A 23,368-nucleotide genomic window follows, 5' to 3' on the forward strand; every position below is an offset into this window, starting at 1 on the left:
GGGATGGGTGGGAACGGGCCGCGCCGGCCAGGGGAGCGGAACGGGTCAGTACGCCCGGTTCCGCATGCGGCGCCACCACATCAGGGCCGCGCCGATCAGAACGATGCCGCCCGCCCCGGCCCCGGCGGACGCGGCGATCAGCCGCATGTCGTCCGAGCCCTGCGCGTTCGCCGGCTGGAGCGCGTCGCCCAGCTGGCTGCGGACGTCGTTGCCGTCGTCCACGCCCTTGGCGAGCGGCCCGCGCGAACCCTCCGTCGGCAGCGCGACGTACGGGAAGGCCTTCTCGAAGTCCTTGTCGTTCTTGTCGACCGCGTCGCCCAGGTCGTTCTTCGCGCCCAGCAGCTCACCCTCGACGACCTGGAGGGAGGCGTCGATCACGTCGTCGGTGAGCCGGCGGCCGTTCGGGAAACCGGCGTTGTCGCCGTCGAGGACACCGAGCCGCTTGGGCTTCGCGGCCGGCTTGATGGAGGTGTTGAGGCGCAGCTGCTCCGACGGCGTGACGTGCGGCGGCTGGTTGAGGTCCTTGACACCCTTGAGGAAGACGTCGACCAGGTCGTTGCGCGGCTCGTCCGGCGCCGGGATCTTGTAGATCGCCTCGATGAGCTTCGGCAGCTCCGGGTTGGTGACGTTCTTCAGGAACTGGGCGTCGTCCCGGGGCGCGGACGCGTTGAACGTGTCCTTGTCCTTCAGCGGGTTGACGACCTCGTTGACCAGCGGGTTGCCGAGGCGCGAGACCTGCGCGAAGTAGCCCTGGGCGTTCTTGCGCTGCGTCGTCGACCAGATGCCGACGACCGGCTGCTCGTGCGACTCGGTGAGGAAGCTGTTGGGGACCTGCAGGGCGATCGTGTTGACGTTGTAGCCCTTGAGCGTGTCGTTGCCGACCTCGGAGAGGTTCCCGCCGTACAGCAGGTCGAAGACGCGCAGGTCCAGGAAGAACGGGTCGTCGGCCTGCCCGGCGAACGTCTGGGCGCCGCCGGCGAGCTTGTGGATCGCCTGCTTGCGCAGGGTGTCGTAGTCCGGCATCGACGCCTTGCCGACGTTCGACGGCGCCACCGGCACGTCGTCGGCGACCTTGGTCTTCGACACCGCCTTGAGGTCGCGCAGCTTGATCAGTTCGAGGTCGTACGTCTGCGTGATGTTGAGGTCGGGGTCGTCGAGGCTCTCGACGGGACCCGTGTTGTACAGGAACGTCTTGTCGTTCTTCGTGTGCGTCTTGAAGGTGTACCGGAACAGCAGGTCTTCCTTCGCGTCACCGTTGCTGTCGATGCGCAGGTCGTACTGGGCGTCCTCGGCGAACGTGAAGAAGTTCGGCCCGCCCGCCGGCTCCTCGAACGGGATCCAGTTCGCGATGATGGTCGTCGTGTCCGGCTTGTCCGGGCTGACGAACGCGTACACGTCCGTGTTGTCGTACTGCGGGGTCCCCGAGATCAGCGGGGCCTCCCGGTGACTCGAGGCGGAGGCCGCCTCAGGTTCCAGCGCGGTCACACCGGCGGCCGCGAGCCCGCCGGCGGCCAGCGCACCACAGATCGCGGTCGCGATGCTCCCGCGTCCCGCACCGGTCCTGGAGATAGGTGTCATGCCGTCCGTCCTCCGTGCCAACTTGCCTGACACACACCCTTCGGAGCGGTCGGCGAAGCGGATTGGTCGAATCTCAAACGTTCTTACGGCGCGTTTGAAAGGTTGTTTCATCTCCGGCGACCCGCATTTTCGGCGCGCTGATCCGTAACCCCTGCCGGAGGTGTGTGCGTTGCGAATGCCTCGCGTGAGGGGACAGGCCCGGTGCGGCCTCGGAGAGGGGGACCGAGTGGAGGCGGACGAACTGCTGCTGCTCGTGGCGAGCGGGGACCAGAGGGCGTTCGAGGATTTGTACGGGCTGGTGTCCGGCCCGGTGTTCGGGCTCGTACGGCGTGTGGTGCGCGACCCCGCCCAGTCGGAGGAGGTGGCTCAGGAGGTGCTGCTCGAACTGTGGCGGTCCGCCGCGAAGTTCGACCCGGGGCGCGGCAGCGCGATGTCCTGGATCCTCACCCTCGCCCACCGCCGCGCCGTCGACCGGGTGCGCAGCGCCCGCGCGGCCGGGGAGCGCGAGCAGCGCGAGGCGCTCCGCGCGAACCAGCCGGCCTTCGACCAGGTCACCGAGGAGGTCGAGGCCGGTCTGGAACGCGAACTGGTGCGCCGCTGCCTGGACCGGCTCACGGTCCTGCAGCGCCAGTCGGTCACGCTCGCCTACTACGAGGGCTACACGTACCGTGAGGTGGCCGAGCGGCTCTCCCTGCCGCTGGGCACCGTCAAGACGCGGATGCGCGACGGGCTGACCCGGATGCGCGACTGCCTCGGAGGTGTGGCATGAGCCTCTTCCGACGCGAGGACCTCCACTCGCTCGCCGCGCCCTACGCGCTCGACGCCCTCGACCCCCTGGAACGGGTCCGCTTCGAGAAGCACCTGAAGGGCTGCGAACGCTGCGCCGCCGAGGTGCGCGCCCTGTCCGAGGACGCCGTCCGGCTCGCCTGGTCGGCCGCCGCCCCGGCCCCGGCCGCCCTGCGCGACCGGGTCATGGCCGCCGTACGGACGACCCCGCAGGACCCCGCGCCCCAGGACACCGCTCGGGCGCCGGCACGCGCGCGTGCGACGCAGCTGCCGCCGCACGTGTGGGGCACCCAGCCGCCGCCCCGGCAGCGGCAGCGGCGCCGGATCCCGCTGTTCGTGCCCTTCGCCACGGCCACCGCAGCCGCGGCCCTCGTCGTCGCCTCCCTGTTCGCCGTGCAGGCGAACCGCACCCAGGACGAACTGGCCGCCGAACGCGACCGGTCACGTGAGATCGCCCACGTTCTTTCAGCTCCGGACGCCCGCGCGAGCAGCGGCCGGGACGGGCGGGGCCGCACCATCGGAGTGATCGCTTCCGCCACGGAGGGGAGCGCGGTGGTCACCCTCGGCGGATACGGTGCCCCGCCGGGCGGCCGCGTGCACCAGTTGTGGCTCATGCGCCCGGGCGCGCAACCACGCTCCCTGGGCCTCTTCGAGGGCGACACGCCGCTGGTCGCGACCGGTCTCGGCACCTCCGCGACGTCACTGGCCGTGACCGTCGAGCCCGCGGGCGGATCGCCGCAGCCCACTACGCAGCCGATCGTCCAACTCGCCCTGAAATCTGTTGGATTCGGAGAGTGATCGGAGATACATCGTCAACCCCCTTATGGGGAAGGTGAATCCTGTGACCGCGATACACGTGTGCTCGGACGGGGCGATAGGGTTAACCTGCCCGGGCCGGGTGGACTCGTACGGGTGGGGAGTGACATGGAACAGATAACAGTGCGCAGCAGGGCCAGGGTCCCTGCGATCACCTGCGGGAGCAGCGCGACCAGTTCGCGCCTCGACCGCCACCTCTCGGTGCTGGCGGGCCCTGCCGTCCCGCAGCGGGAGACGGTCGAGGCGACCTCGCTGATGCGCGAACTGACCGCGCGCCGGCCGCAGGACCGCAGCGGCAGGGGAGCGCGCGTGCGCCGCGTCTCGCTCTTCGCACCGCTGCGCCGACTGCGCCGCTCGCTGTTCGGCGGCAGGTAGGGGCCCGCGCTCGGGCGGTCGCACCGCCCCCGGCGCACGCTGCGCACTCGTCGTCCGTCATCCCCGCGGCACGCAGCGGCGCCAGGTGTGTTCCCGAGCGCGGTACGCCCCCTGTCGGCTGCCTCATCCCCGCCCGGCAGTGACCGGGGGCTCCGCGCGGCCCCGGTGCCCGAACCGCCCGTTCACCGCTCCCCGTGCGCGTACTGGCGCACCGCCAGCGGCACGAACACCCCGAGCAGCACCGCGCACCACAGCAGTGACCCCGCCACGGGGTGGGCCACCGGCCAGGCCGCCCCGTCCGGCACCGGCGCGTTGCCGAAGAGGTCCCGCAGGGCCGTCGTCACCGCGCTGATCGGATTCCACTCGGCGACCGTCCGCAGCCATCCCGGCAGCCCGCTCGTCGGGATGTACGCGCTGGACAGCAGCGGCAGCAGGAAGGTGGCCCCGCCGAGCTGACCGGCCGCCTCCTCGTTGCGGGTGAGCAGGCCGAGGTAGATCCCGGCCCAGGTGCACGCGAAGCGGAACAGCAGCAACAGCCCGAAGGCCGCCACCGCCTCGAACGCGCCGCCCTCGACCCGCCAGCCCACCGCGAGCCCCACCAGCAGGAACGGCACCGTCCCGGCCGCCGTGACCACCAGGTCCGCGGCGGCCTGACCGAGCGGTGCGGCCGCCCGGCTCATCGGAAGCGTACGGAGGCGGCCCGCCACGCCCCGGTGGGTGTCCTGGGCGGCCTGGAACATGCCGGTCATGATCCCGCCCGACGCGGTCGCCACCAGCAGGCCCGGCACGAGGAACGACCGGTAGGCCTCGCCCGGCATCGCCAGCGCGCTGCCGAAGACGTAGCCGAAGAACAGCAGCATGCTGATCGGCATCGTCTGGGTGAGGATCAGCAGCCCGGGGTTGTTCCGTATCCGCAGCAGCTGGCGGCCCAGCATCGCGGTCCCGTCGTACGCCAGCATGCTCATGCGGCACGCTCCTTCACTGTGTCGGTGTTCTCGGTGAGGCGCAGGAACACGTCGTCGAGGGTCGGGGGCCGCAGGCTCGCGTCGAGCAGCGGCACGCCCGCCGTGTCCAGGGCGCGTACCAGCAGCGGGAGGGTGAGCGTCGGGTCCTTGCTGACCACGGCGACGGCGTTGCGCTCCCGGTCGAACGACGGCTGCCCGCCCGTGAGCCGGTCGAGCACGGCCGCCGCCTCCGTGAGCACGTCCGCATCCGGCACGACGACCTCGGCGTGCGCCCCGACCAGCGCCTTGAGCTGTGCCGGCGACCCGGTGTGCGCGACCCGGCCCCGGTCCACCAGGGCGATGTCGTCGGCGAGCCGGTCGGCCTCCTCCAGGTACTGCGTGGTGAGCAGCACGGTCGTGCCCTCGGCGGTCAGGCCGCGCACCACGTCCCAGACGAGGTTGCGGCTGGCCGGGTCGAGTCCGGTCGTCGGCTCGTCCAGGAACAGCACGTCGGGGCGGCGGATGAGGCTCGCCGCGAGGTCCAGGCGGCGGCGCATGCCGCCGGAGTAGGTGGAGGCGGGCCGGTCGGCGGCCTCCGTCAGCCCGAAGCGGTCGAGGAGTTCGGCGGTCCGGCCGGCCGGACCGCGCACCCGGTGCAGCCGGCCGAACAGCTGGAGGTTCTGCCTGCCGGTGAGGTCACCGTCGATCGAGGTGTCCTGACCGGTGACGCCGATCCGGCCGCGCACGGCGGCGGCCTCGCGGACCAGGTCGTGCCCGGCGACCCGGGCGGAGCCCGCGTCAGGCCGCAGCAGCGTGGTCAGCAGCCGCACGGCCGTGGTCTTCCCCGCCCCGTTCGGCCCGAGGACCCCGCACACCGTCCCCTCGGCGACCGCCAGATCCAGCCCGCGCAGGGCGCGGACCTCCCCGAACCTCTTTTCGAGACCCTCACTAAGTACAGCGTACGTAGAAGTCATGGCATGACCATAGCGCACTACGTACGGTGTACGTAACTAGGATGGTGGCCGAGGTGATGATCGATGGCGGGCCGAGCTGCCGTACCCGAAGTGATCTGGGCGCGCCCCGAGCGCACCGGCCGTGGGCCGAAACCGGCGTTCACCCGCGCCGGCATCGCGGCGGCGGCCGTGCGGATCGCGGACGAGCGGGGCCTGGACGGGGTGTCCATGCGGCACATCGCCGCCGAACTGGGCTGCGGCACGATGTCGCTCTACAACTACGTCCCCCGCAAGGAGGACCTGTACGAGCTGATGATCGACGCGGTCGGTGCCGAGCACGAGCTGTTCGAACCCACCGGCGACTGGCGCGCCGACATGCTCCGCAACGCGGAGGAGACGCGCGCCATCATGTACCGCCACACCTGGGTGCCCCGCCTGATGGCGGGGGTGCACGGCTTCGGCCCCAACACGCTGCGGTACCTGGAGCACTGCCTGGCCTGCCTCGAACCGCTGGACGTCCCGGGCGGCGCGAAGACGGAGCTGATCGCGCTGCTCAACGGCGTGGTGACGACCTACACCGCGAACGACATCGCGACCGTCGAGCGCACCCGCTCCATGCCGTGGTCCGTGGCGGAGGAGAACGCGGTCCGCATGGCCTATCTGGGCAGCCAGGTGGCCACCGGCGCGTATCCGCGACTGGCCGCGGCCTTCATGGAGCAGAGCGGTCCGGTCGATCTGGAGGCGGTGTTCCGGCGGGCGCTCGAACGGGTCATGGACGCCTTCGACCCGGACTTCCGCAAGAGGCCCTAGAGCAGCGCGAGTTGACCCTCCGGGCCCTCCTCGGGGCCGTCCAGGACCGAGGCCGGGCGGCGGGCTGCCGACGGTACGGGGAGGACGCCCGCCTCGGTCAGCTCGGCGGTGGTGACCGGGTCGGGGAGCGCCAGGTCGTCCAGGGGGCGCAGTTCGGCCAGGAGCGCCAGGACCGTGACCAGCTCCAGCAGTTCCGACGTCCAGGCCTGCGGCCAGACGGTCGGGCGGATCGCCGCCAGGGTGCCCGGCTCGGCATCGGCGACGCGTGCGGTGAACCACTGCTCGAGGACCCGGACCCCGCCCACCTCGAAGTCCCAGGCCTCCGGCGGCACCGGGGAGATGCGGCCCTCGTCCAGCAGCAGGGCCTCCTCGTCCCGGTCGTAGCGCAGGGTCAGCGGCCGGGAGGGCAGCGGGGCGCGGACGTAGGGGCGGCGGCCACCGGGGAGCTTCGGGCGCTCGCCGTCGCGGCGCATCAGCCACAGCATCCGGTGCCCCAGCTCCAGGCCCCGTTCCCACTCGTCGGCGTCCCCGGTCAGCGGGACGGTGAGGTCCGGGCGGGCCGAGGCCGTGATCCAGGCGAGCACGTCCAGCGGGGCGGGCGTGCTGCCCAGGCGGGCGCCCAGGTGCTCCAGCAGGCCGGGGGCGAGGTTCGGTTCGCGGCCGCCCGGGCGCCGGAAGAGGGGGCGGACGCGGCCGGGGCGGAGCAGCGGGAGCAGCGAGGTGACGAGGAGGGCGTCGGGCGCTTCCACCAGGAAGGCCTGCCGCTCGTCCGCCACGCGCCACAGCTCCGGGCGGGCCGCGTCGATCAGCCGCTGGTCGGGGATGAGCCACTGCTCGTCGAAGGGCGCGAGCAGCACGCGCACCGGCTCCGGACACGGTCCCGAGGCGCGCACCAGCTTCTCCGTACCGCTGTCGGCCCGGCCCGGCAACTGGCCGACCGCCGTGTGCAGCGTGCGGGAGCGGCTCGGCTCGAACAGCGTCTCGCGGTCGGGCCCCTCGGCCTTCACCAAGGCGTCCCAGCGGGCCTTCAGGGACGCCGCGTCGGGGCCCGCCGGCCAGCCCCGGCCGAGCCGGGGCGGTGCGACGGACCACGGCATGAGGTCCGCCAGCAGCGGAGCGTCGTCGTGCGTCACGCCCCGCATCGTACGACGTGTCCAGCGCCCCGTAGGGGCGCGGGGAACGGCGCGACCAGCCCCCACCGGCCCGCAGCGCTCATGTGGCGTCCAAGGTCACCGTGAAGGAGAACCGGTCCCCCCGGTAGTGGATGACGGCCACGTCCAGGGGCCGCCCCTCGGCGTCGTACGTGATGCCCGTGTAGTGCAGGATCGGGCTCAGCAGCGGCACGTGGAGCAGCCGGGCCGTCTCCGGGTCGGCCAGCCGCGCCTCCACCGTGTCCGTGATGCGGCTGATGTCCGCCCCGACGACGTCCCGCAGCACCTTGGTCATCGGCCACCGCACGAGATCGTCCAGGTCGATCCGCGCGGCCAGTTCGGGGCGCACGTAGTTGCGGGCGTGGTTCGTCGGCTCACCGGTCTTCTCGTCGCTGCGCAGCCGGTGGTACGTCGACACCTCCGCCACGTCCGGGAAGAACTCGGCGAGTTCACCCGGCACGGGGGCCGTGCCGTGGTCCAGCAGTTCGGTCGTCATGCCGGACTGCTGGGCCACGATCGCGTCCACCGAGCCGAGCAGACGGACCGGCGACCCCCTGCGCGCGTGCGGCTCGATGAACGTGCCCCGCCGTCGGTGGCGCGAGATCAGCCCCTCGTCCTCCAGCTCCTTCAGCGCCTGCCGCATGGTCAGCACGCTCACCCCGTAGTGCCCGGCCAGCTGCTCCTCGGTGGGCAGGCGCAGCGGGTCCTGGGGCGAGCGGCCGAGGATCGAGGCGCGCAGCGACTGCGACACCTGGTACCAGAGCGGCAGCTTGCGGTTCAGGACGATCGAGTCCGGGGCGAAGGAGGTCACGGGCCATCCGTACCGGTAGGAAATGATCAGTGCAAGGGGGTGAAGTGCCGCTCCAGGCCCTGCCAGACGTCGTCGTAGCGCTGTTGCAGGTGTTCCGCCCGGGCCGCGTGCGGGGTGAGGGTGATCGGCCAGCGCGTCTCGAACATGAACGCCAGGCCGTCGTCGATCTTCTGCGGCTTCAGCTCGGCGGCGCTGGCCCGGTCGAACGTCTCCCGGTCCGGGCCGTGCGCCGACATCATGTTGTGCAGCGAGCCGCCGCCCGGCACAAATCCTTCCGCTTTCGCGTCGTACGCGCCCTCGATCAGGCCCATGTACTCGGTCATCACGTTCCGGTGGAAGTACGGCGGCCGGAAGGTGTCCTCGCCCACCAGCCAGCGCGGCGCGAACACCACGAAGTCGACGCCGGCCAGGCCCGGGGTGTCCGACGGGGACGTCAGCACCGTGAAGATCGACGGGTCGGGGTGGTCGTAGGTGATGGTGCCCAGCACATTGAAGCGGCGCAGGTCGTAGGCGTACGGCACATGGTTGCCGTGCCAGGCGACGACATCGAGCGGGGAGTGGTCGTAGGTGGCCGTCCACAGGTTGCCGCAGAACTTGTTCACCACCTCCACCGGGCCCTCGACGTCCTCGTAGGCGGCGACCGGGGCGCGGAAGTCGCGGGGGTTGGCGAGGCCGTTGGCGCCGATCGGGCCGAGGTCGGGGAGGCGGAAGGGCGCGCCGTAGTTCTCGCACACATAGCCGCGGGCGGACTCGTCGAGCAGTTCCACACGGAAGCGGACACCACGCGGGATCAGCGCCACATGGCCCGGCTCCACATGGAGCAGACCGAACTCCGTGCGCAGCAGCAGCCCGCCGCGCTCCGGGACGATCAGCAGCTCGCCGTCCGCGTCGCTGAACACCCGCTCCATGGAGGCGTTGGCGGTGTAGAGGTGGACGGCGATGCCCGTGCGCTGGGTGGCGTCGCCGTTGCCGCCGAGGGTCCACAGACCGGCCAGGAAGTCGGTCTCGGGCGGCGGGTCGGGCAGGGGGTTCCAGCGCAGCCGGTTGGGGTCGGGCACGGTCTGGGTGAACGGTGCCGTGCGGATCGAGCCGTTGTGGATGCGGGTGAACGCCGGGTGCGCGGCCGAGGGGCGGATCCGGTACAGCCACGAGCGGCGGTTGTGGGCCCGCGGCTCGGTGAAGGCCGTACCGCTCAGCTGCTCCGCGTACAGCCCGAGCGGGGCCCGCTGGGGTGAGTTGCGGCCCTCGGGCAGTGCGCCCGGGACGGCCTCGGAGCTGTGCTCGTTGCCGAAGCCGGAGAGGTAGGTCAGCCCCTCGGCGGTCTTCCGCGCCCGCTCGCGCTCGGACCCGCTCGCGCGGGAGGTACCCCCATCGCCCATGATCGCTGCTCCCTTGCGGTTGATTCCTATGCAACACCGTAGGATTGCGATTTCCCGCGCGCAAGAGGGGCGCGAGCCGCGGGGTGCGAGTCCCGGCGTGAGCCCTCCTCTTCACGGATGACTCGAACCCGACTTGAGGACGATCCACCGGCCCGGACAGGTGTTCTACGCTCCCGAATATGTCGTGGACACGCAGATCTCTCACCGTGCTCGCGGTCGGAGTCCTCCTGGTCGGGGCCGTGGGCTGCGGCTCCGGTGATGCCCCGGGCGGCGAGGCGTCGCCCTCCCCGGCGGGCAGGCTTCTGGAGGACCAGGACAAGGAGGGGCGGCCCTATCGCGAGGTGGAGGCGGAGGACGCCCCCGACGTCGGCATCGAGGTGCAGCCCGACCGGGGTGGCGGCTGGGAGGTACGGCTGACCGTGCGGAACTTCCGCTTCTCGCCGGCCGGCGCGGCGGCTCGGGCGGTTGCCGGGCGAGGCCTCGCGCACCTCTACGTCGACGGCCGCCTCGTCGCCCGGCTGCGCGCCCCCGAGCACCGGCTGCCCCCCGGCCTCGTCGGACACGGCACGCACCACGTCACGGCCCGCCTCTACGCCGACGACGGCACGGTGTGGGCGGTCGACGGCAGACCCGTGGAAAGCACCGCCGACATCACCGCGTCGAAGCCCGGGCCGGGGGTGAGGCCGAACGGGGCCGTGCGGTGGGGGGTGGGGGTGCCTGTGGTGCCGGGTGTGGGTGCTCGCCGGGGGGTGGAGGTGGCTGTGGTGTCGGGCGCGGCCGTCCGGCCTGGGTTCGGGGTGCCCATGGCGTCGGGTGTGGCCGCTCGGCGGGGGGCGGAGGTGCTCGTGCTGCCGGGCGCGGTTGCTCGGCAGGGGGCGGGGGCGCTCGTGGAGTCCGGGGGGCGAGGTTCACCGGGTCGGGCCGGAAAGGCATCATGAAGCCCGTGCCCCACGCGACATCGCTCCGTCGTGCGCCCGTGCAGCGGCGCAGTGCCGAACGCCTGGCCAGGATCCTCGACGCCTGCGCCGACCTCCTCGACGAGGTCGGCTACGACGCCCTGAGCACCCGTGCCGTCGCCCAGCGCGCCGGCGTCCCCATCGGCTCGGTCTACCGCTTCTTCGGCAATAAACGCCAGATGGTCGACGCGCTGGCCCAGCGCAACCTGGAGCGGTACACCGCCCGCGTCACCGAGCGCCTGGGGGAGGCCGGTGACGGGGGCTGGCGCGCGGCCATGGACGCCGTGCTCGACGAGTACCTGGAGATGAAGCGCACCGCGCCCGGCTTCTCCCTGGTCGACTTCGGCAACCAGATCCCGGTCGGGGCCCGGGACGCCGAACCCAACCACCGCGTCGCCGACCGCCTCACCGAACTCCTCGCCGGTCACCTCGACCGCGAGCCCGACGAGGATCTGCGCCGGGTGTTCCTGATCGCCGTGGAGACCGCCGACACCCTCGTGCACCTGGCGTTCCGGCTCGCGCCGGAGGGCGACGAAAAGATCATCACGGAGGCGAGGGAGATGCTGCGGGGGTACCTGGCCCGGGTGCTCGACTGACGCTGCCGGAGTATCTCGACCCGGTGCTCGACCGGCGCGCCGGGGGTGTCCGGCCGGCGCTCCGGGGGTGCCCGGCCCGGTGTCCGACCGGCGTTCCGGGTATCCGAATCGGGTGCTCGACCGGCGTTTCGGGTATCCGGTCGGGTGCTCGACCGGCGTTCCCGGGGTATCCGGCCCGGTGCTCCACCGGCACCCGCGGGTGTGTCCGGCGCTGGTGCTCGCCCGCCGACCCCGGGCCGCCCGCCCCGGGCGCTCGCCTGATCTCCCCGGCCGCGAGGGCTCCCCTCCCTGCATACCGGTCGGTATGCTCGGCCGCGTTCGTGCGTCACCGTAGCCGCCGCCCCGGGAGGACCCGTGTCCCGCACCGCCCTGCGTATCTGTCCCCTCTGCGAGGCCACCTGCGGCCTGAGCCTCACCATCGAGGGGACGCGCGTCACCCACGCCCGCGGGGACCGCGACGACGTGTTCAGCCGGGGCTTCATCTGCCCCAAGGGCGCCTCCTTCGGGGCCCTCGACTCCGACCCCGACCGGCTGCGCACGCCGCTGGTGCGCAGGGACGGCGAACTGCGCGAGGCCACCTGGGAGGAGGCCTTCGACGCGGTCGCCGCCGGCATCCGGCCCGTCGTGGAGCGGTACGGGCCGAACGCGGTCGGTGTCGTCCTCGGCAACCCCAACGTGCACACCCTGGCCGGCGCCCTCTACCCACCCGTGCTGCTCGCCGGGCTCGGCACCCGCAGCGTCTTCACCGCCTCCACGGTCGACCAGATGCCCAAGCATGTCTCCAGCGGCCTGCTCTACGGCGACGCCAACGCCATCCCCGTGCCCGACCTCGACCGCACGGACCATCTGCTCCTCATCGGCGCCAACCCGCTGGAGTCCAACGGCAGTCTGTGCACCGCCCCCGACTTCCCCGGCAAACTCAAGGCCCTCAAGGCCCGCGGCGGCACCCTCGTCGTGATCGACCCGCGGCGCACCCGCACCGCCAAGCTCGCCGACCGGCACATCGCGATACGGCCCGGCACAGACGCGCTGCTGCTGGCGGCGATGGCCCGGGTGCTCTTCGACGAGGGGCTCGTCGAGCCGACCCCGCACGTCCAGGGCGTCGAGGAACTCTCCGACGCCCTGCGGGAGTTCACCCCCGAAGCCGTCGCCGAGGCCTGTGACGTCGAGGCCGGCCTCATCCGCGTCCTCGCCCGCGACCTCGCCGCCGCCCCCACGGCCGCCGTGTACGGCCGCATCGGCAGCTGCACCGTCCCGCACGGCACCCTCGCCAGCTGGCTCGTCGACGTGCTGAACATCCTCACCGGCAACCTCGACCGGCCCGGCGGCGCGCTCTTCCCGCAGGCCGCCACCGACAAGACCCCGCGCCCCGCCGGGCCCGGCCGGGGCTTCGCCCTCGGGCGCTGGCACTCCCGGGTGAGCCGGCACCCCGAGGCGAAGGGCGAGCTGCCCCTGTCGGCCCTCGCCGAGGAGATCGACACCGCCACCGAGGACGGCGAGCCGATCCGCGCGCTCATCGCCGTCGCCGCCAACCCCGTGCTCTCCGCGCCCGACGGCGACCGGCTCGACACGGCGCTCGACTCCCTCGACTTCATGGTCAGTGTCGACCCGTACCTGAACGAGACCTCGCGCCACGCCCACGTGCTGCTGCCCCCGCCCCCGCCCTCCCGCAGCCCGCACCACGACTTCGCCCTCAACACCCTCGCCGTACGCCACCAGGTCCGCTACACCCGCCCCGCGATCCCGCTGGAGCCGGACCGCATGGCGGAGACGGAGATCCTGGCCCGCCTGATCCTCGCGGTGACGGGCATGCACGGGGCCGATCCCGCGGCCGTCGACCAGATGGTCATCGACCAGACGCTCGGCAAGGCCGTCAAGGAGCCCCACTCGCCCGTGCGCGGCCGCGACCCCCGCGAGCTCGCCACGCGGCTCACCGGCGACGACGGCCCCGAGCGCCGGCTCGACCTGATGCTCCGCCTCGGCCCCTACGGCGACGGCTTCGGCGTACGACCGGACGGACTGACCCTGGAGAAGCTGCTCGCGCACCCGCACGGCATCGACCTCGGCCCGCTGCGGCCCCGCCTGCCGCAGCCGCTGAAGACCAGGAGCGGCAAGGTGGAGCTGCTGCCCGGCCCGATCGCCGACGACCTGCCCCGGCTGCGCGCGGCCCTGGCCCAACGCCCCGCGGGACTCGTCCTGGTCGGACGCCGCCACCTCCGCTCGAACAACAGCTGGATGCACAACGTGCCCGCCCTCACCGGCGGTTCCAACCGCTGCACCCTGCACATCCATCCCGAGGACGCCGCACGGCTGGGCGTCGAGGACGGGGCGCCCGTGCGCGTGAAGGGCGCCGGGGGAGAGGTGACCGCGCCCGCCGAGGTCACCGACACCGTCCGCCGCGGTGTGGTGAGCCTGCCGCACGGCTGGGGCCACGACCGCCCCGGCACCCGGCTCGGCCACGCCTCCACCGACCCCGGCGTCAACGTCAACCAGCTCCTCGACGGCAGCCTCCTCGACCCGCTGTCGGGCAACGCGGTCCTCAACGGCGTACCCGTCGACCTCGCTCCCGCGGCCGTCCCCAGGGCCCCGGTCTTGACCGAAAAGCTCACGCCTCTGACCTGAGCAAAGCTGTGACCAGCAGTTTTGCGCTTATTGCTCGCGCGTCAACGTCTTGTTAACACTGCTTGAACGGACCTAACGTCTCGGACACCGCCGGCCCTGGTGGGATGTTCAAGGGCGAACGTTAGGTATCCACTCATGCTGACCATCCTCGGCTTCGCCATGATCGCGACCTTCCTGGTCCTGATCATGATGAAGAAGATGTCGCCGATCGCGGCGCTCGTGCTGATTCCCGCGCTGTTCTGCGTGTTCGTCGGCAAGGGCGCCAAGCTCGGCGACTACGTCATCGACGGCGTGACCAGCCTCGCCCCCACCGCGGCGATGCTCATGTTCGCGATCGTCTACTTCGGCGTGATGATCGACGTCGGTCTCTTCGACCCGATCGTCCGCGGCATCCTCAAATTCTGCAAAGCCGACCCGATGCGGATCGTCGTCGGCACCGCCGTGCTCGCCGCCATCGTGTCGCTGGACGGCGACGGCTCCACCACCTTCATGATCACCGTCTCGGCGATGTACCCGCTGTACAAGCGCCTGAAGATGAGCCTGGTCGTGATGACCGGTGTCGCCGCCATGGCCAACGGCGTGATGAACACCCTGCCCTGGGGCGGCCCGACCGCCCGCGCCGCGACCGCGCTGAAGCTCGACGCCAGCGACATCTTCGTCCCGATGATCCCGGCGCTCCTGGTCGGCCTGCTCTTCGTCTTCGTCCTCTCCTACGTCCTCGGTGTGCGCGAGCGCAGGCGGCTGGGCGTGCTGACGCTGGACGAGGTGCTGGAGGAGGAGAAGGAGACCGAGACGGTCCTCGTGGGCGCCGGCGGCTCCGGCGACGGCAAGGTCTCCATGCGCAAGGGCGCCACGGCCGGCACGGGCGGCTCCGGCACGGCCGCTGCCGGGAACGCCGACGGCGCCGGCGACACCGGGGACTCCGCCGACGACGACGGCTTCCAGGGCCTCGACCCCAACCGGTCCACCCTGCGCCCCAAGCTCTACTGGTTCAACGCGCTGCTCACGGTCACCCTGCTCACCGCCATGATCATGGAGTGGCTGCCGATCCCGGTCCTGTTCCTGCTCGGCGCCGCGCTCGCCCTGTCCGTGAACTTCCCGCACATCCCCGACCAGAAGGCCCGCCTGGCCGCCCACGCCGACAACGTCCTGAACGTCTCCGGCATGGTCTTCGCCGCCGCCGTCTTCACCGGCGTCCTCCAGGGCACCGGCATGGTCGACCACATGGCCAAGTGGATGGTGGACGTCATCCCCGGCAGCATGGGCCCGCACATGGCCCTGGTCACCGGCATCCTCAGCCTTCCGCTGACGTACTTCATGTCGAACGACGGCTTCTACTTCGGCGTCCTGCCCGTGCTCGCCGAGGCCGGTGCCGCGCACGGCGTCTCCCCGCTGGAGATGGCCCGCGCCTCCCTGGTCGGCCAGCCGCTGCACATGTCCAGCCCGCTCGTCCCGGCCGTCTACGTCCTGGTCGGCATGGCGAAGGTGGAGTTCGGCGACCACACGAGGTTCGTCGTGAAGTGGGCCGCCCTCACCTGCCTGGTGATCCTCGGAGCGGGCATGCTCTTCGGCATCATCTGACCGCTCGACCGACGCTCCCCTGGAGGACAACGTGAGGCCCGGTGGGTACCGCGGCTGGCTGCTCCGCCTCGTCATCGCCTTCAGCTTCGCGCAGGGGGCGGTGTCGATGGCCCGGCCCGCCGTCTCCTACCGGGCCCTCGCGCTGGGCGCGGACGAGCGGGCCGTCGGTGTGATCGCCGGTGTGTACGCGCTGCTGCCGCTGTTCGCCGCCGTCCCCCTGGGCCGCCGCACCGACCACGGCCGCTGCGCGCCCCTGCTGCCGGTCGGTGTCGTGCTCATCTCCGGCGGCTGCGCGCTCAGCGGCGTGGCGGACTCCCTGTGGGCGATGGCCCTGTGGAGCGGGGTGATGGGACTCGGCCACCTCTGCTTCGTCATCGGCTCCCAGTCCCTCGTCGCCCGGCAGTCCGAGCCGCACGAGCAGGACCGTAACTTCGGCCACTTCACCATCGGCGCCGCGCTCGGCCAGCTGGTCGGCCCGATCGCCGCGGGCGCGCTGATCGGCGGCGACGACCGGGTGGGCACCAGCGCCCTCGCCCTGATCGCGGCGGGCGGGGTCGCGGCGGTCGCGTTCACCTCGCTGTGGCGCATCGAGCACCGCCGTACGGCGGCCGCGTCCCGTCCGGAGAAGGGCGACCGCGTCCCGGTCCGGGGCATCCTGCGCACCCGGGGCGTGCCCGCGGGCATCTTCATCAGCCTCGCCGTGCTGTCCGCGACCGACATCCTCACCGCCTACCTGCCGGTGGTCGGTGAGCACCGGGGCATCGCGCCGTCCGTGATCGGCGTCCTGCTCAGCCTGCGCGCGGCGGCCACGATCGCCTGCCGGCTCGTGCTGACGCCCCTGCTGCGGCTCCTCGGCCGGACCCTGCTGCTGACCGTGACCTGCCTGCTGGCGGCCGTGCTGTGCGCGGGCATCGCCCTGCCGGTGCCGGTGTGGGCGCTCGCCCTGGTGCTGGTCGCGCTCGGCTTCTGCCTCGGCGTCGGACAGCCGCTGTCCATGACGACGGTCGTCCAGGCCGCGCCCGACGGCGCCCGTTCCACGGCCCTCGCGTTGCGGCTGACCGGCAACCGGCTGGGCCAGGTCGCCGCGCCCGCCGCGGCCGGGCTGATCGCCGGGGTCGCGGGTGTGGCGGCGCCGTTCGTGATGCTGGGGGTGCTGCTGCTGGTGTCCTCCGGGGTCGCGGTGCGGTCGCCGAGGGAGCCGGAGGGGGCGGGTGGTGAGAAGGCGCAGGGGGCGCCGGGAGCGCGTCGGCGCGGGGTGGCGCTGCGCCGGAAGAGCGATATCTGACACGTCGTAGGGCGGTGCTGCCGGCGATTCGGCGGTGACGTGACAGAGAGTCAGATGACGAGGAGTTTGTATGAAAATCATCTGACTTGGAGGCATCTTCATGCCCGTCGTACCCCTCGCGCGCCGTGCCGGCACCCGCACCGCCGTCCTCGCCGCTCTCACCCTCGCAGGGACCACCCTGAGCGGTGTGCCCGCCGTCGCCGCTCCTGTCCCGGGGGACAACGGAGACGTCAAGATCCACGCCAGCACGACCCGGGCCGACGACCAGCGCAACGACCCGAAGGTCTGCGACTTCTACCTCGCCGCGTTCAACTTCGACCCGGGCGAGAAGGTCAACTGGACCATCCAGACCCAGCCGGAGGTGCCCGGCGGGGCTACCCGCACCGGCACGTTCACCGCCGACCGGAGCGGCAAGGGCCGCACCGAGGCCGTCGACCTGCCCAACGGGCAGTACAAGCTCACGTGGCTCACCGACCAGGCCCACGGCGCCGGCAAGTTCAAGGTGTTCAAGGTCGACTGCCCGACCTCCAAGCCGACGACGCCGGTCGGCGGCCCGCCGGCGGGCGGCGGCGGCATCGCCCGCGGCGAGGCCTTCACACCGGTCGCCAGCGCGGCCGCCGTCGGCCTGGCCGCCGTCGCCGGGACGGTCTGGTTCCGGCTCCGTCGCCGCCCCGATGGCGCCGCGTAGGCCACGTTCCGCGTATCGCGCCGCTCCGCTGGGGCGGCGCGAGTTCGGTGCGGGCGGTGGTACGGGGGCCGTGGGGCGTCGGGGGTCCGGCCCGGGTGGTGGTGCGGGGGCCGTGGGGCGTCGCGCGTCCGGCCCGGGTGGTGCGGAGCCTGTGGGGTGGGGCGAGTCCGGCTTCGGGGGGCCGTCGGTGGGGCGGCGGGGAGCTGGTTCCGGGGTTCCCCAGGTGGGGTGGCGGGGGCCCGGTTCCGCGGTGTCCGGTGGTGGCGCCGCCTCGGTGGGCCGGGGCAGAGCCGGGGCTGGTGCGGGTGCTGTTCGGGTGGGGCGCCCCGGGGCCGGTTCCGGGGCCGTTGCCGCCCCGTCGGGCCGGCGGCGTGGCGGGGCCGGTGCCCCGGTGGTCCGGCGTGGGGCCGGTTCCGGTTCGGGCGCTGTCCCGGTGGGGCGGCGTAGGGCCGGCGCGGCTCCCGGGGTGTGGCCCCGGCGGTCGTGCAGGCCCTGGTACCGGACGCGTGCGTACCGGTTGACGCGGACGGTGGCTCTGGCCGTGTCGTTGCTGCTGGTCGGCGTCTGGTGGGACCCGGGCGAGGAACCCAGCACCACGGTCACGGCCCTCCCGCATGACCCCGCCGAGGTCGCGTCGGCCGCCGTACGGGGCGGCTCAGGCACCGGTACGGCTGATGCGCTGCGCGACTCCGGCTACGGCTCCGGCGCCCTGCGAGGCGGCTCCGGTACGGGCATGGCCGCCCTGCCGGACGGCTCCGCCGCCCCCGCCTCCACTGCCGTGCCCGGAGGATCCGGACGGGACGCGGCCACCGCCGGTCTGCCCGGAGGCTCCGCCCGGGACGCGGCCACCGCCGGTCTGCCTGAAGGCTCCGGCCGGAGTACGGCCACGGCTGCCGTGCCCGGCGGCTCCGGCAGTCGTACCCCTGCCGCCCGGTCCGGCTCCTCCCGGTCGGCCGCGCCCGGCACGGGCACGCCTCCAGCGCCCGCATCCCATTCCGCCGTGCCCCACACCCCAGGGCCCCGGCCCGGCGCCCCAGCGCCCACCCGCAAGCCCTCCACCCCCGAACCCCTGACCGGCGACCACGCGCCCCGCCGCCAGCACCCGCCGGCCGCCGCCCCTGGCCGACCCGGTGCCCTCACCGCCGCCCCCAACCGGCCCCGCCCCTCCACCGCCACCCGCGCCCGCCCCCCGGCCCCCGTCGCCCGGAAGCCCCGCCGCCCGGCCGCCCTCCGCCCCCTGCCCCGCTCCCGTGCCACCCGCGTGCTCATCCCCTACCTCCGGGTGGACGCCCCGGTCATGGACCTGGGCCTCGACCGCGAGCACCGCCTCACCGCACCGCCGGAGGACGACCCGAAACTGGTCGGCTGGTACAAGCAGGGAGCCTCGCCCGGCGAGCAGGGCACCGCCGTGGCCGTCGGGCATCTCGACACCGACAGCGGTCCCGCCGTCTTCGCGGGGCTGACCGAGCTGAAGCGGGGCCGGATCATCAAGGTCCGGCGCGCCGACGGGCGGATCGCCGTCTACACCGTGGACAAGATCAAGTCGTACGAGAAGGCGCACTTCCCGAGCCAGGAGGTGTACGGCGCCCGGGGCCGCCCCGAGCTGCGCCTGATCACCTGCGGCGGCAGCTACGACCGCCGGAAGGGCTACTCCGGCAACGTCGTGGTCTTCGCCCACCTCACCGGCGTCCGCTGACCGCCGCGGCGGGCCCGTGCCCGGCCGTGTCAGGCCGTCCGCCTTCTCACCAGATGGACCGGGGCATCCGATCCCGCCCGATCTCTTCCCCCACCCGCGCACATTCCGTTAATTTCCGTGACCCACAGCCCCGTACGACCCGCACGGGGCTTCCGACCGCGGAGCACCTCGCGCCCTGATGACCCCTCGGGGGCCCCTCATGACACGCGCCATCTCCCTGCACGACGTGAGCAAGGCCTACACGCGGGGCGCCCGCGTGGTGGACCGGCTGTCGCTGGACGTCGCACCCGGCGAGTTCCTCGTGCTGCTCGGCCCGTCCGGCTGCGGCAAGTCGACCGTGCTCCGGATGATCGCCGGCCTGGAGGAGATCGACGAGGGCGTGCTGCTGCTCGACGGCGAGTACGCCAACGACCTGCCGCCGTCCGGCCGGGACATGGCGATGGTCTTCCAGAACTTCGCCCTCTACCCGAACATGACCAGCCGGGCCAACATCGGCTTCCCGCTGCGCATCGAGGCCCCCGGCACGGACCCCCGCCCACGCGTGGACGCCACCGCCCGGATGCTGGGCATCGAGGACCTCCTCGACCGCCTGCCCGGCCAGCTCTCCGGCGGCGAACGCCAGCGCGTCGCCATGGGCCGGGCCATCGCCCGCCACCCCTCCGCCTTCCTCATGGACGAGCCGCTGTCCAACCTCGACGCCAAGCTCCGCACGCATCTGCGCGCCGAGATATCCCAGCTCACCAAGGAACTCGGCGTCACCACGCTCTACGTCACCCACGACCAGGCCGAGGCCATGTCCCTCGGCGACCGGGTCGCCGTACTGCGCGGCGGTGTGCTCCAGCAGGTCGACAGCCCGCGGGCCGTCTACGCCCTGCCCAGCAACGTCTTCGTCGCCGCGTTCATCGGCACCCCGCGGATCAATCTGCTGAGGGGCCTGGTGCGAGCGCCCCTGGACGGGGCGATGACCATCAGCCTGGGCAAGCAGTTCCTGCGCCTGCCCGAGCCGCTCTCCCTCGACCACCAGCTGCTGCGCGTCCAGCAGGGCCGCGAGGTCATCGTGGGCCTGCGTTCGGAGGCCGTCCGCATCGCCAAGCACAGCGCGGCCCGCCCCGGCGAGGTGCCGATCACCGGCCTGGTCGAGCACGTGGAGTTCCAGGGACACGAGATCCTCGTCCACTTCGACACCGGCTCCAGCCCCGCCGTCGTCCCCGAGCTGGAGGCCCCGCGCCCCCGCCCCGGCCGCCCCGCCCGGCGCCGCCGCCGCGAGGGCTCGGTCCTCACCCGGCTGCGGGAGCGGACCGGAGCCGGCCGGGCCGGGCCCGTGGTGGCCCTGGAGCACCCCGGGGACGCCGAGCCCCGCCCCCCGGCCGCCGAACCCCGCCTGCCCGGCGACCTGATCGTCCGCACCACCCCGGACCTGGCCCTGCGCCACGGCATGCAGGTGCCGCTCCTGGTCGACCTCGCCCACCTCTTCGTCTTCGATCAGCACGGCGACCGCATCTGCCCGCACCCGGCACGCCTGCCCGACCTGGGCGAGTGAGGAGCCGCACATCCGGCAGGTCCCCACTCCGTGCTCTGATGATCCGGACCCGGAACGTCTGGCGTGCGAAAACTATCGTCGCTAGTTTATGTGCCGGACGACGACGCCCCGCCCCGGAGGAAGCGCGATGAAGGCACACGACGGCATGTACATCGGGGGCGCCTGGCGCCCCGCCGCCGGCCAGGACGTGATCGAGGTCGTGAACCCGGTCGACGAGCAGGTCATCGGCACGGTTCCGGCGGGCACCGCCGAGGACGTCGACGCCGCCGTACGGGCCGCCCGCGCCGCCCTGCCCGGCTGGGCCGCGACCCCGCCCGCCGAGCGCGCGGCGCGCCTGGCCGCCCTGCGGGACGTGCTGGTGGCCCGCGCGGACGAGATCGCCGAGACCGTCACGGCCGAACTCGGCTCGCCGCTGAAGTTCTCCCAGGCCGTCCACGCCGCCGTGCCGATCGCGGTCGCCGGCTCCTACGCCGAGCTGGCGGCGACGTACTCCTTCGAGGAGAAGACCGGCAACTCGGTCGTGCACCACGAGCCGATCGGTGTCGTGGCCGCGATCACGCCGTGGAACTACCCCCTGCACCAGATCGTCGCCAAGGCCGCCCCGGCCCTCGCGGCGGGTTGCACGATCGTGGTGAAGCCCGCCGAGGACACCCCGCTGGTGGCCCGGCTCTTCGCCGAGGCCGTGCACGAGGCCGGGGTCCCGGCGGGCGTCGTCAACCTCGTCACGGGCCTCGGCCCGGTCGCCGGGCAGGCCCTCGCCGAGCACCCGGGCGTCGACCTGGTCTCCTTCACCGGCTCCACCGCCGTCGGCCGCCGGATCGCCGCGATCGCCGCCGGGCAGATCAAGAAGGTCGCCCTGGAACTCGGCGGCAAGTCCGCCAACGTCATCCTGCCGAGCGCCGACCTGGCCAAGGCCGTCAACGTCGGTGTCGCCAACGTCATGTCGAACTCCGGGCAGACGTGCAGCGCCTGGACCCGGATGCTCGTCCACCGCGACCAGTACGAGGAGGCGGCCGGACTCGCCGCGACGGCCGCCGCCAAGTACGGCGAGCGCATCGGCCCGGTCGTCAACGCCAAGCAGCAGGCCCGGGTGCGCGGCTACATCGAGAAGGGCGTCGCCGAGGGCGCCCGCCTGGTCGCCGGCGGGCCCGAGGCCCCGCGCGAGAAGGGCTACTTCGTCAGCCCGACCGTCTTCGCCGACGTCACCCCGGACATGACCATCGCGCAGGAGGAGATCTTCGGCCCGGTCCTGTCGATCCTGAAGTACGAGGACGAGGAGGACGCCCTGCGGATCGCCAACGGCACGGTCTACGGCCTGGCCGGCGCGGTCTGGGCCGGGGACGAGGCCGAGGCGGTGGCCTTCGCGCGCCGGATGGAGACCGGCCAGGTCGACATCAACGGCGGCCGCTTCAACCCCCTCGCCCCCTTCGGCGGCTACAAGCAGTCCGGCGTCGGCCGCGAACTCGGCGTGCACGGCCTGGCCGAGTACCTCCAGACCAAGTCCCTCCAGTTCTAGTCAGGGAGTCCCTTCCACCATGGCTGTCCGCGCCGCCGTCCTGCCCGCCGTGGGCTCCCCGCTGGAGATCACCGGCATCGACCTGCCCGACCCCGGACCCGGCCAGGTCCGCGTCCGGCTCGCCGCCGCAGGGGTCTGCCACTCCGACCTGTCCCTGTCCGACGGCACCATGCGCGTGCCCGTCCCCGCCGTCCTCGGCCACGAGGGCGCCGGCACGGTCGTCGCCGTAGGCGAGGGCGTCACCCACGTCGCACCCGGCGACGGGGTCGTCCTCAACTGGGCCCCGTCCTGCGGCGCCTGCCACGCCTGCTCGCTCGGGGAGGTGTGGCTGTGCGCCAACGCCCTGAGCGGCGCCGCCGACGTCTACGCCCGCACCGCCGAGGGCACCGACCTCCACCCCGGGCTGAACGTCGCCGCGTTCGCCGAGGAGACGGTCGTCTCCGCCGGCTGCGTCCTGCCCGTCCCGGACGGCGTCCCGCTCACCGACGCGGCCCTCCTCGGCTGCGCCGTCCTCACCGGCTACGGCGCCGTCCACCACTCGGCCCGGGTCCGCCACGGCGAGACCGTCGCCGTCTTCGGCGTCGGGGGAGTGGGCCTCGCCGCTCTCCAGGCGGCCCGGATCGCGGGCGCCTCGCAGATCATCGCGGTGGACGTCTCCCCGGCCAAGGAGGAACTGGCCCGGGCGGCCGGCGCCACCGACTACCTCGTCGCCTCCGACACCACCGCCCGCGAGATCCGCGGCCTCACCGGCAAGCAGGGCGTGGACGTGGCCGTCGAGTGCGCCGGACGCGCCGTCACCATCCGCACGGCCTGGGACTCCACCCGCCGCGGCGGCCGCACCACGGTCGTCGGCATCGGCGGCAAGGACCAGCAGGTCACCTTCAACGCCCTGGAGATCTTCCACTGGGGCCGCACCCTGACCGGCTGCGTCTACGGCAACTCCGACCCCGCGCGGGACCTGCCGGTCCTGGCCGAACACGTGCGGGCGGGCCGCCTCGACCTCGGCGCCCTGGTGACGGAACGCATCTCCCTGGACGGCATCCCGGCGGCCTTCGAGAACATGCTGGCCGGCAAGGGCGGTCGCGCTCTGGTCGTCTTCTAGCCCGCCTCCGTCCTCACCCCGGCCTCCCCGCGAGGCCGGGGCCGCAGGCATGTCCGTACGTCACTGAATGCCACGTACAGGCAAAAGTCCTGGTGCACGACCCGTTGACGAGCATACCGTCCGGTCAGTACGTTCCCGGAACCCGAGCCACCCCCCGTTCCGTCCCCGCACCCACCGGAGCGT

The 23,368-nt window shown here is 73.0% G+C and carries 20 protein-coding genes; 14 read left to right on the plus strand and 6 right to left on the minus strand.

All coding sequences use genetic code 11. The features are described 5' to 3' along the window. Window positions 1–45 precede the first annotated feature (45 nt). Complete coding sequence (locus tag ABZ386_RS21475) at window positions 46–1,578, minus strand: DUF4331 domain-containing protein (RefSeq protein WP_358965560.1); 1,533 nt, start codon at window positions 1,576–1,578, stop codon at window positions 46–48. Between the two features lie 226 nt (window positions 1,579–1,804). On the opposite strand from ABZ386_RS21475, the gene ABZ386_RS21480 reads away from it, so the two are divergent. The 3 genes from ABZ386_RS21480 to ABZ386_RS21490 all read left to right on the plus strand — a co-directional run bounded on the left by ABZ386_RS21480 (window position 1,805) and on the right by ABZ386_RS21490 (window position 3,555). After that, window positions 1,805–2,347 (plus strand): sigma-70 family RNA polymerase sigma factor, encoded by a 543-nt coding sequence (locus ABZ386_RS21480; protein WP_114251141.1) that lies wholly within the window; start codon window positions 1,805–1,807, stop codon window positions 2,345–2,347. Next, complete coding sequence (locus tag ABZ386_RS21485) at window positions 2,344–3,162, plus strand: anti-sigma factor (RefSeq protein WP_355719615.1); 819 nt, start codon at window positions 2,344–2,346, stop codon at window positions 3,160–3,162. The genes ABZ386_RS21480 and ABZ386_RS21485 overlap by 4 nt, the downstream gene beginning before the upstream one ends. A gap of 126 nt (window positions 3,163–3,288) precedes the next feature. Beyond that, window positions 3,289–3,555, plus strand: coding sequence for a hypothetical protein (locus ABZ386_RS21490; RefSeq protein ID WP_351342873.1), 267 nt, complete (start codon window positions 3,289–3,291; stop codon window positions 3,553–3,555). Between the two features lie 182 nt (window positions 3,556–3,737). Here the strand turns inward: ABZ386_RS21490 and ABZ386_RS21495 are convergent, their stop codons facing one another. Together ABZ386_RS21495 and ABZ386_RS21500 are read right to left on the minus strand one after the other, a co-directional pair. After that, window positions 3,738–4,520 carry an ABC transporter permease gene (locus ABZ386_RS21495; RefSeq protein ID WP_351342871.1) on the minus strand — a complete coding sequence of 261 codons (783 nt, stop codon included), beginning with the start codon at window positions 4,518–4,520 and terminating at the stop codon, window positions 3,738–3,740. Continuing rightward, window positions 4,517–5,473 carry an ATP-binding cassette domain-containing protein gene (locus ABZ386_RS21500; protein ID WP_351342869.1) on the minus strand — a complete coding sequence of 319 codons (957 nt, stop codon included), beginning with the start codon at window positions 5,471–5,473 and terminating at the stop codon, window positions 4,517–4,519. Before ABZ386_RS21500 ends, ABZ386_RS21495 begins: the two co-directional genes overlap by 4 nt. Before the next feature lie 63 nt (window positions 5,474–5,536). Here ABZ386_RS21500 and ABZ386_RS21505 point away from each other — a divergent pair, with 63 nt between their 5' ends. Then, window positions 5,537–6,262, plus strand: a complete 726-nt coding sequence (locus tag ABZ386_RS21505) for a TetR/AcrR family transcriptional regulator (protein WP_356502321.1) — start codon at window positions 5,537–5,539, stop codon at window positions 6,260–6,262. Here the strand turns inward: ABZ386_RS21505 and ABZ386_RS21510 are convergent. The 3 genes from ABZ386_RS21510 to hmgA form a co-directional block, all read right to left on the minus strand. Then, on the minus strand, window positions 6,259–7,404 hold the full coding sequence (locus ABZ386_RS21510) for a type ISP restriction/modification enzyme (protein WP_351342864.1): 1,146 nt from the start codon (window positions 7,402–7,404) through the stop codon (window positions 6,259–6,261). The two genes, ABZ386_RS21505 and ABZ386_RS21510, sit on opposite strands and share 4 nt — an antisense overlap. A gap of 70 nt (window positions 7,405–7,474) precedes the next feature. Further along, window positions 7,475–8,224: a GntR family transcriptional regulator gene (locus ABZ386_RS21515; protein ID WP_356524917.1), complete on the minus strand. Its 750-nt coding sequence runs from the start codon at window positions 8,222–8,224 to the stop codon at window positions 7,475–7,477. Window positions 8,225–8,250: 26 nt separating this feature from the next. Further along, window positions 8,251–9,603: a homogentisate 1,2-dioxygenase gene (gene hmgA / locus ABZ386_RS21520; protein ID WP_358965563.1), complete on the minus strand. Its 1,353-nt coding sequence runs from the start codon at window positions 9,601–9,603 to the stop codon at window positions 8,251–8,253. A gap of 179 nt (window positions 9,604–9,782) precedes the next feature. Between hmgA and ABZ386_RS21525 the strand changes: the two genes are divergently transcribed. The 10 genes from ABZ386_RS21525 (at window position 9,783) to ABZ386_RS21570 (ending at window position 23,185) form a co-directional block, all read left to right on the plus strand. Next, a complete protein-coding gene (locus tag ABZ386_RS21525) occupies window positions 9,783–10,541 on the plus strand; it encodes a nuclear transport factor 2 family protein (RefSeq protein ID WP_358965565.1) in 759 nt (252 codons plus the stop codon). Next, entirely contained in the window at window positions 10,538–11,155 is a 618-nt protein-coding gene (locus tag ABZ386_RS21530; protein ID WP_351342856.1) for a TetR/AcrR family transcriptional regulator, read from the plus strand. Before ABZ386_RS21525 ends, ABZ386_RS21530 begins: the two co-directional genes overlap by 4 nt. Window positions 11,156–11,509: 354 nt before the next feature. Beyond that, entirely contained in the window at window positions 11,510–13,777 is a 2,268-nt protein-coding gene (locus ABZ386_RS21535) for a molybdopterin oxidoreductase family protein (RefSeq protein WP_355719595.1), read from the plus strand. Window positions 13,778–13,876: 99 nt separating this feature from the next. Continuing rightward, a complete protein-coding gene (locus ABZ386_RS21540) occupies window positions 13,877–15,358 on the plus strand; it encodes a citrate:proton symporter (protein ID WP_358965566.1) in 1,482 nt (493 codons plus the stop codon). 31 nt (window positions 15,359–15,389) lie between these two features. Then, window positions 15,390–16,643, plus strand: a complete 1,254-nt coding sequence (locus tag ABZ386_RS21545; protein ID WP_356617493.1) for an MFS transporter — start codon at window positions 15,390–15,392, stop codon at window positions 16,641–16,643. 100 nt (window positions 16,644–16,743) lie between these two features. Beyond that, window positions 16,744–17,331, plus strand: coding sequence for a hypothetical protein (locus tag ABZ386_RS21550; RefSeq protein WP_358965567.1), 588 nt, complete (start codon window positions 16,744–16,746; stop codon window positions 17,329–17,331). A 541-nt stretch (window positions 17,332–17,872) separates the two neighbouring features. Then, window positions 17,873–19,027, plus strand: a complete 1,155-nt coding sequence (locus tag ABZ386_RS21555) for a class F sortase (protein ID WP_358965568.1) — start codon at window positions 17,873–17,875, stop codon at window positions 19,025–19,027. Between the two features lie 199 nt (window positions 19,028–19,226). Next, a complete protein-coding gene (locus ABZ386_RS21560; RefSeq protein ID WP_356673027.1) occupies window positions 19,227–20,567 on the plus strand; it encodes an ABC transporter ATP-binding protein in 1,341 nt (446 codons plus the stop codon). Between the two features lie 127 nt (window positions 20,568–20,694). Beyond that, window positions 20,695–22,083 carry an aldehyde dehydrogenase family protein gene (locus ABZ386_RS21565; RefSeq protein WP_358965570.1) on the plus strand — a complete coding sequence of 463 codons (1,389 nt, stop codon included), beginning with the start codon at window positions 20,695–20,697 and terminating at the stop codon, window positions 22,081–22,083. A 19-nt stretch (window positions 22,084–22,102) separates the two neighbouring features. Then, the gene (locus ABZ386_RS21570) at window positions 22,103–23,185 is read left to right on the plus strand and encodes a Zn-dependent alcohol dehydrogenase (protein ID WP_351342840.1); all 1,083 of its coding nucleotides are present in this window, start codon (window positions 22,103–22,105) and stop codon (window positions 23,183–23,185) included. Window positions 23,186–23,368: the final 183 nt, after the last annotated feature.

Origin of the sequence: Streptomyces sp. NPDC006140, from assembly GCF_040628815.1 — a bacterium.
In the GTDB taxonomy this organism is placed as follows: Bacteria; Actinomycetota; Actinomycetes; order Streptomycetales; family Streptomycetaceae; genus Streptomyces.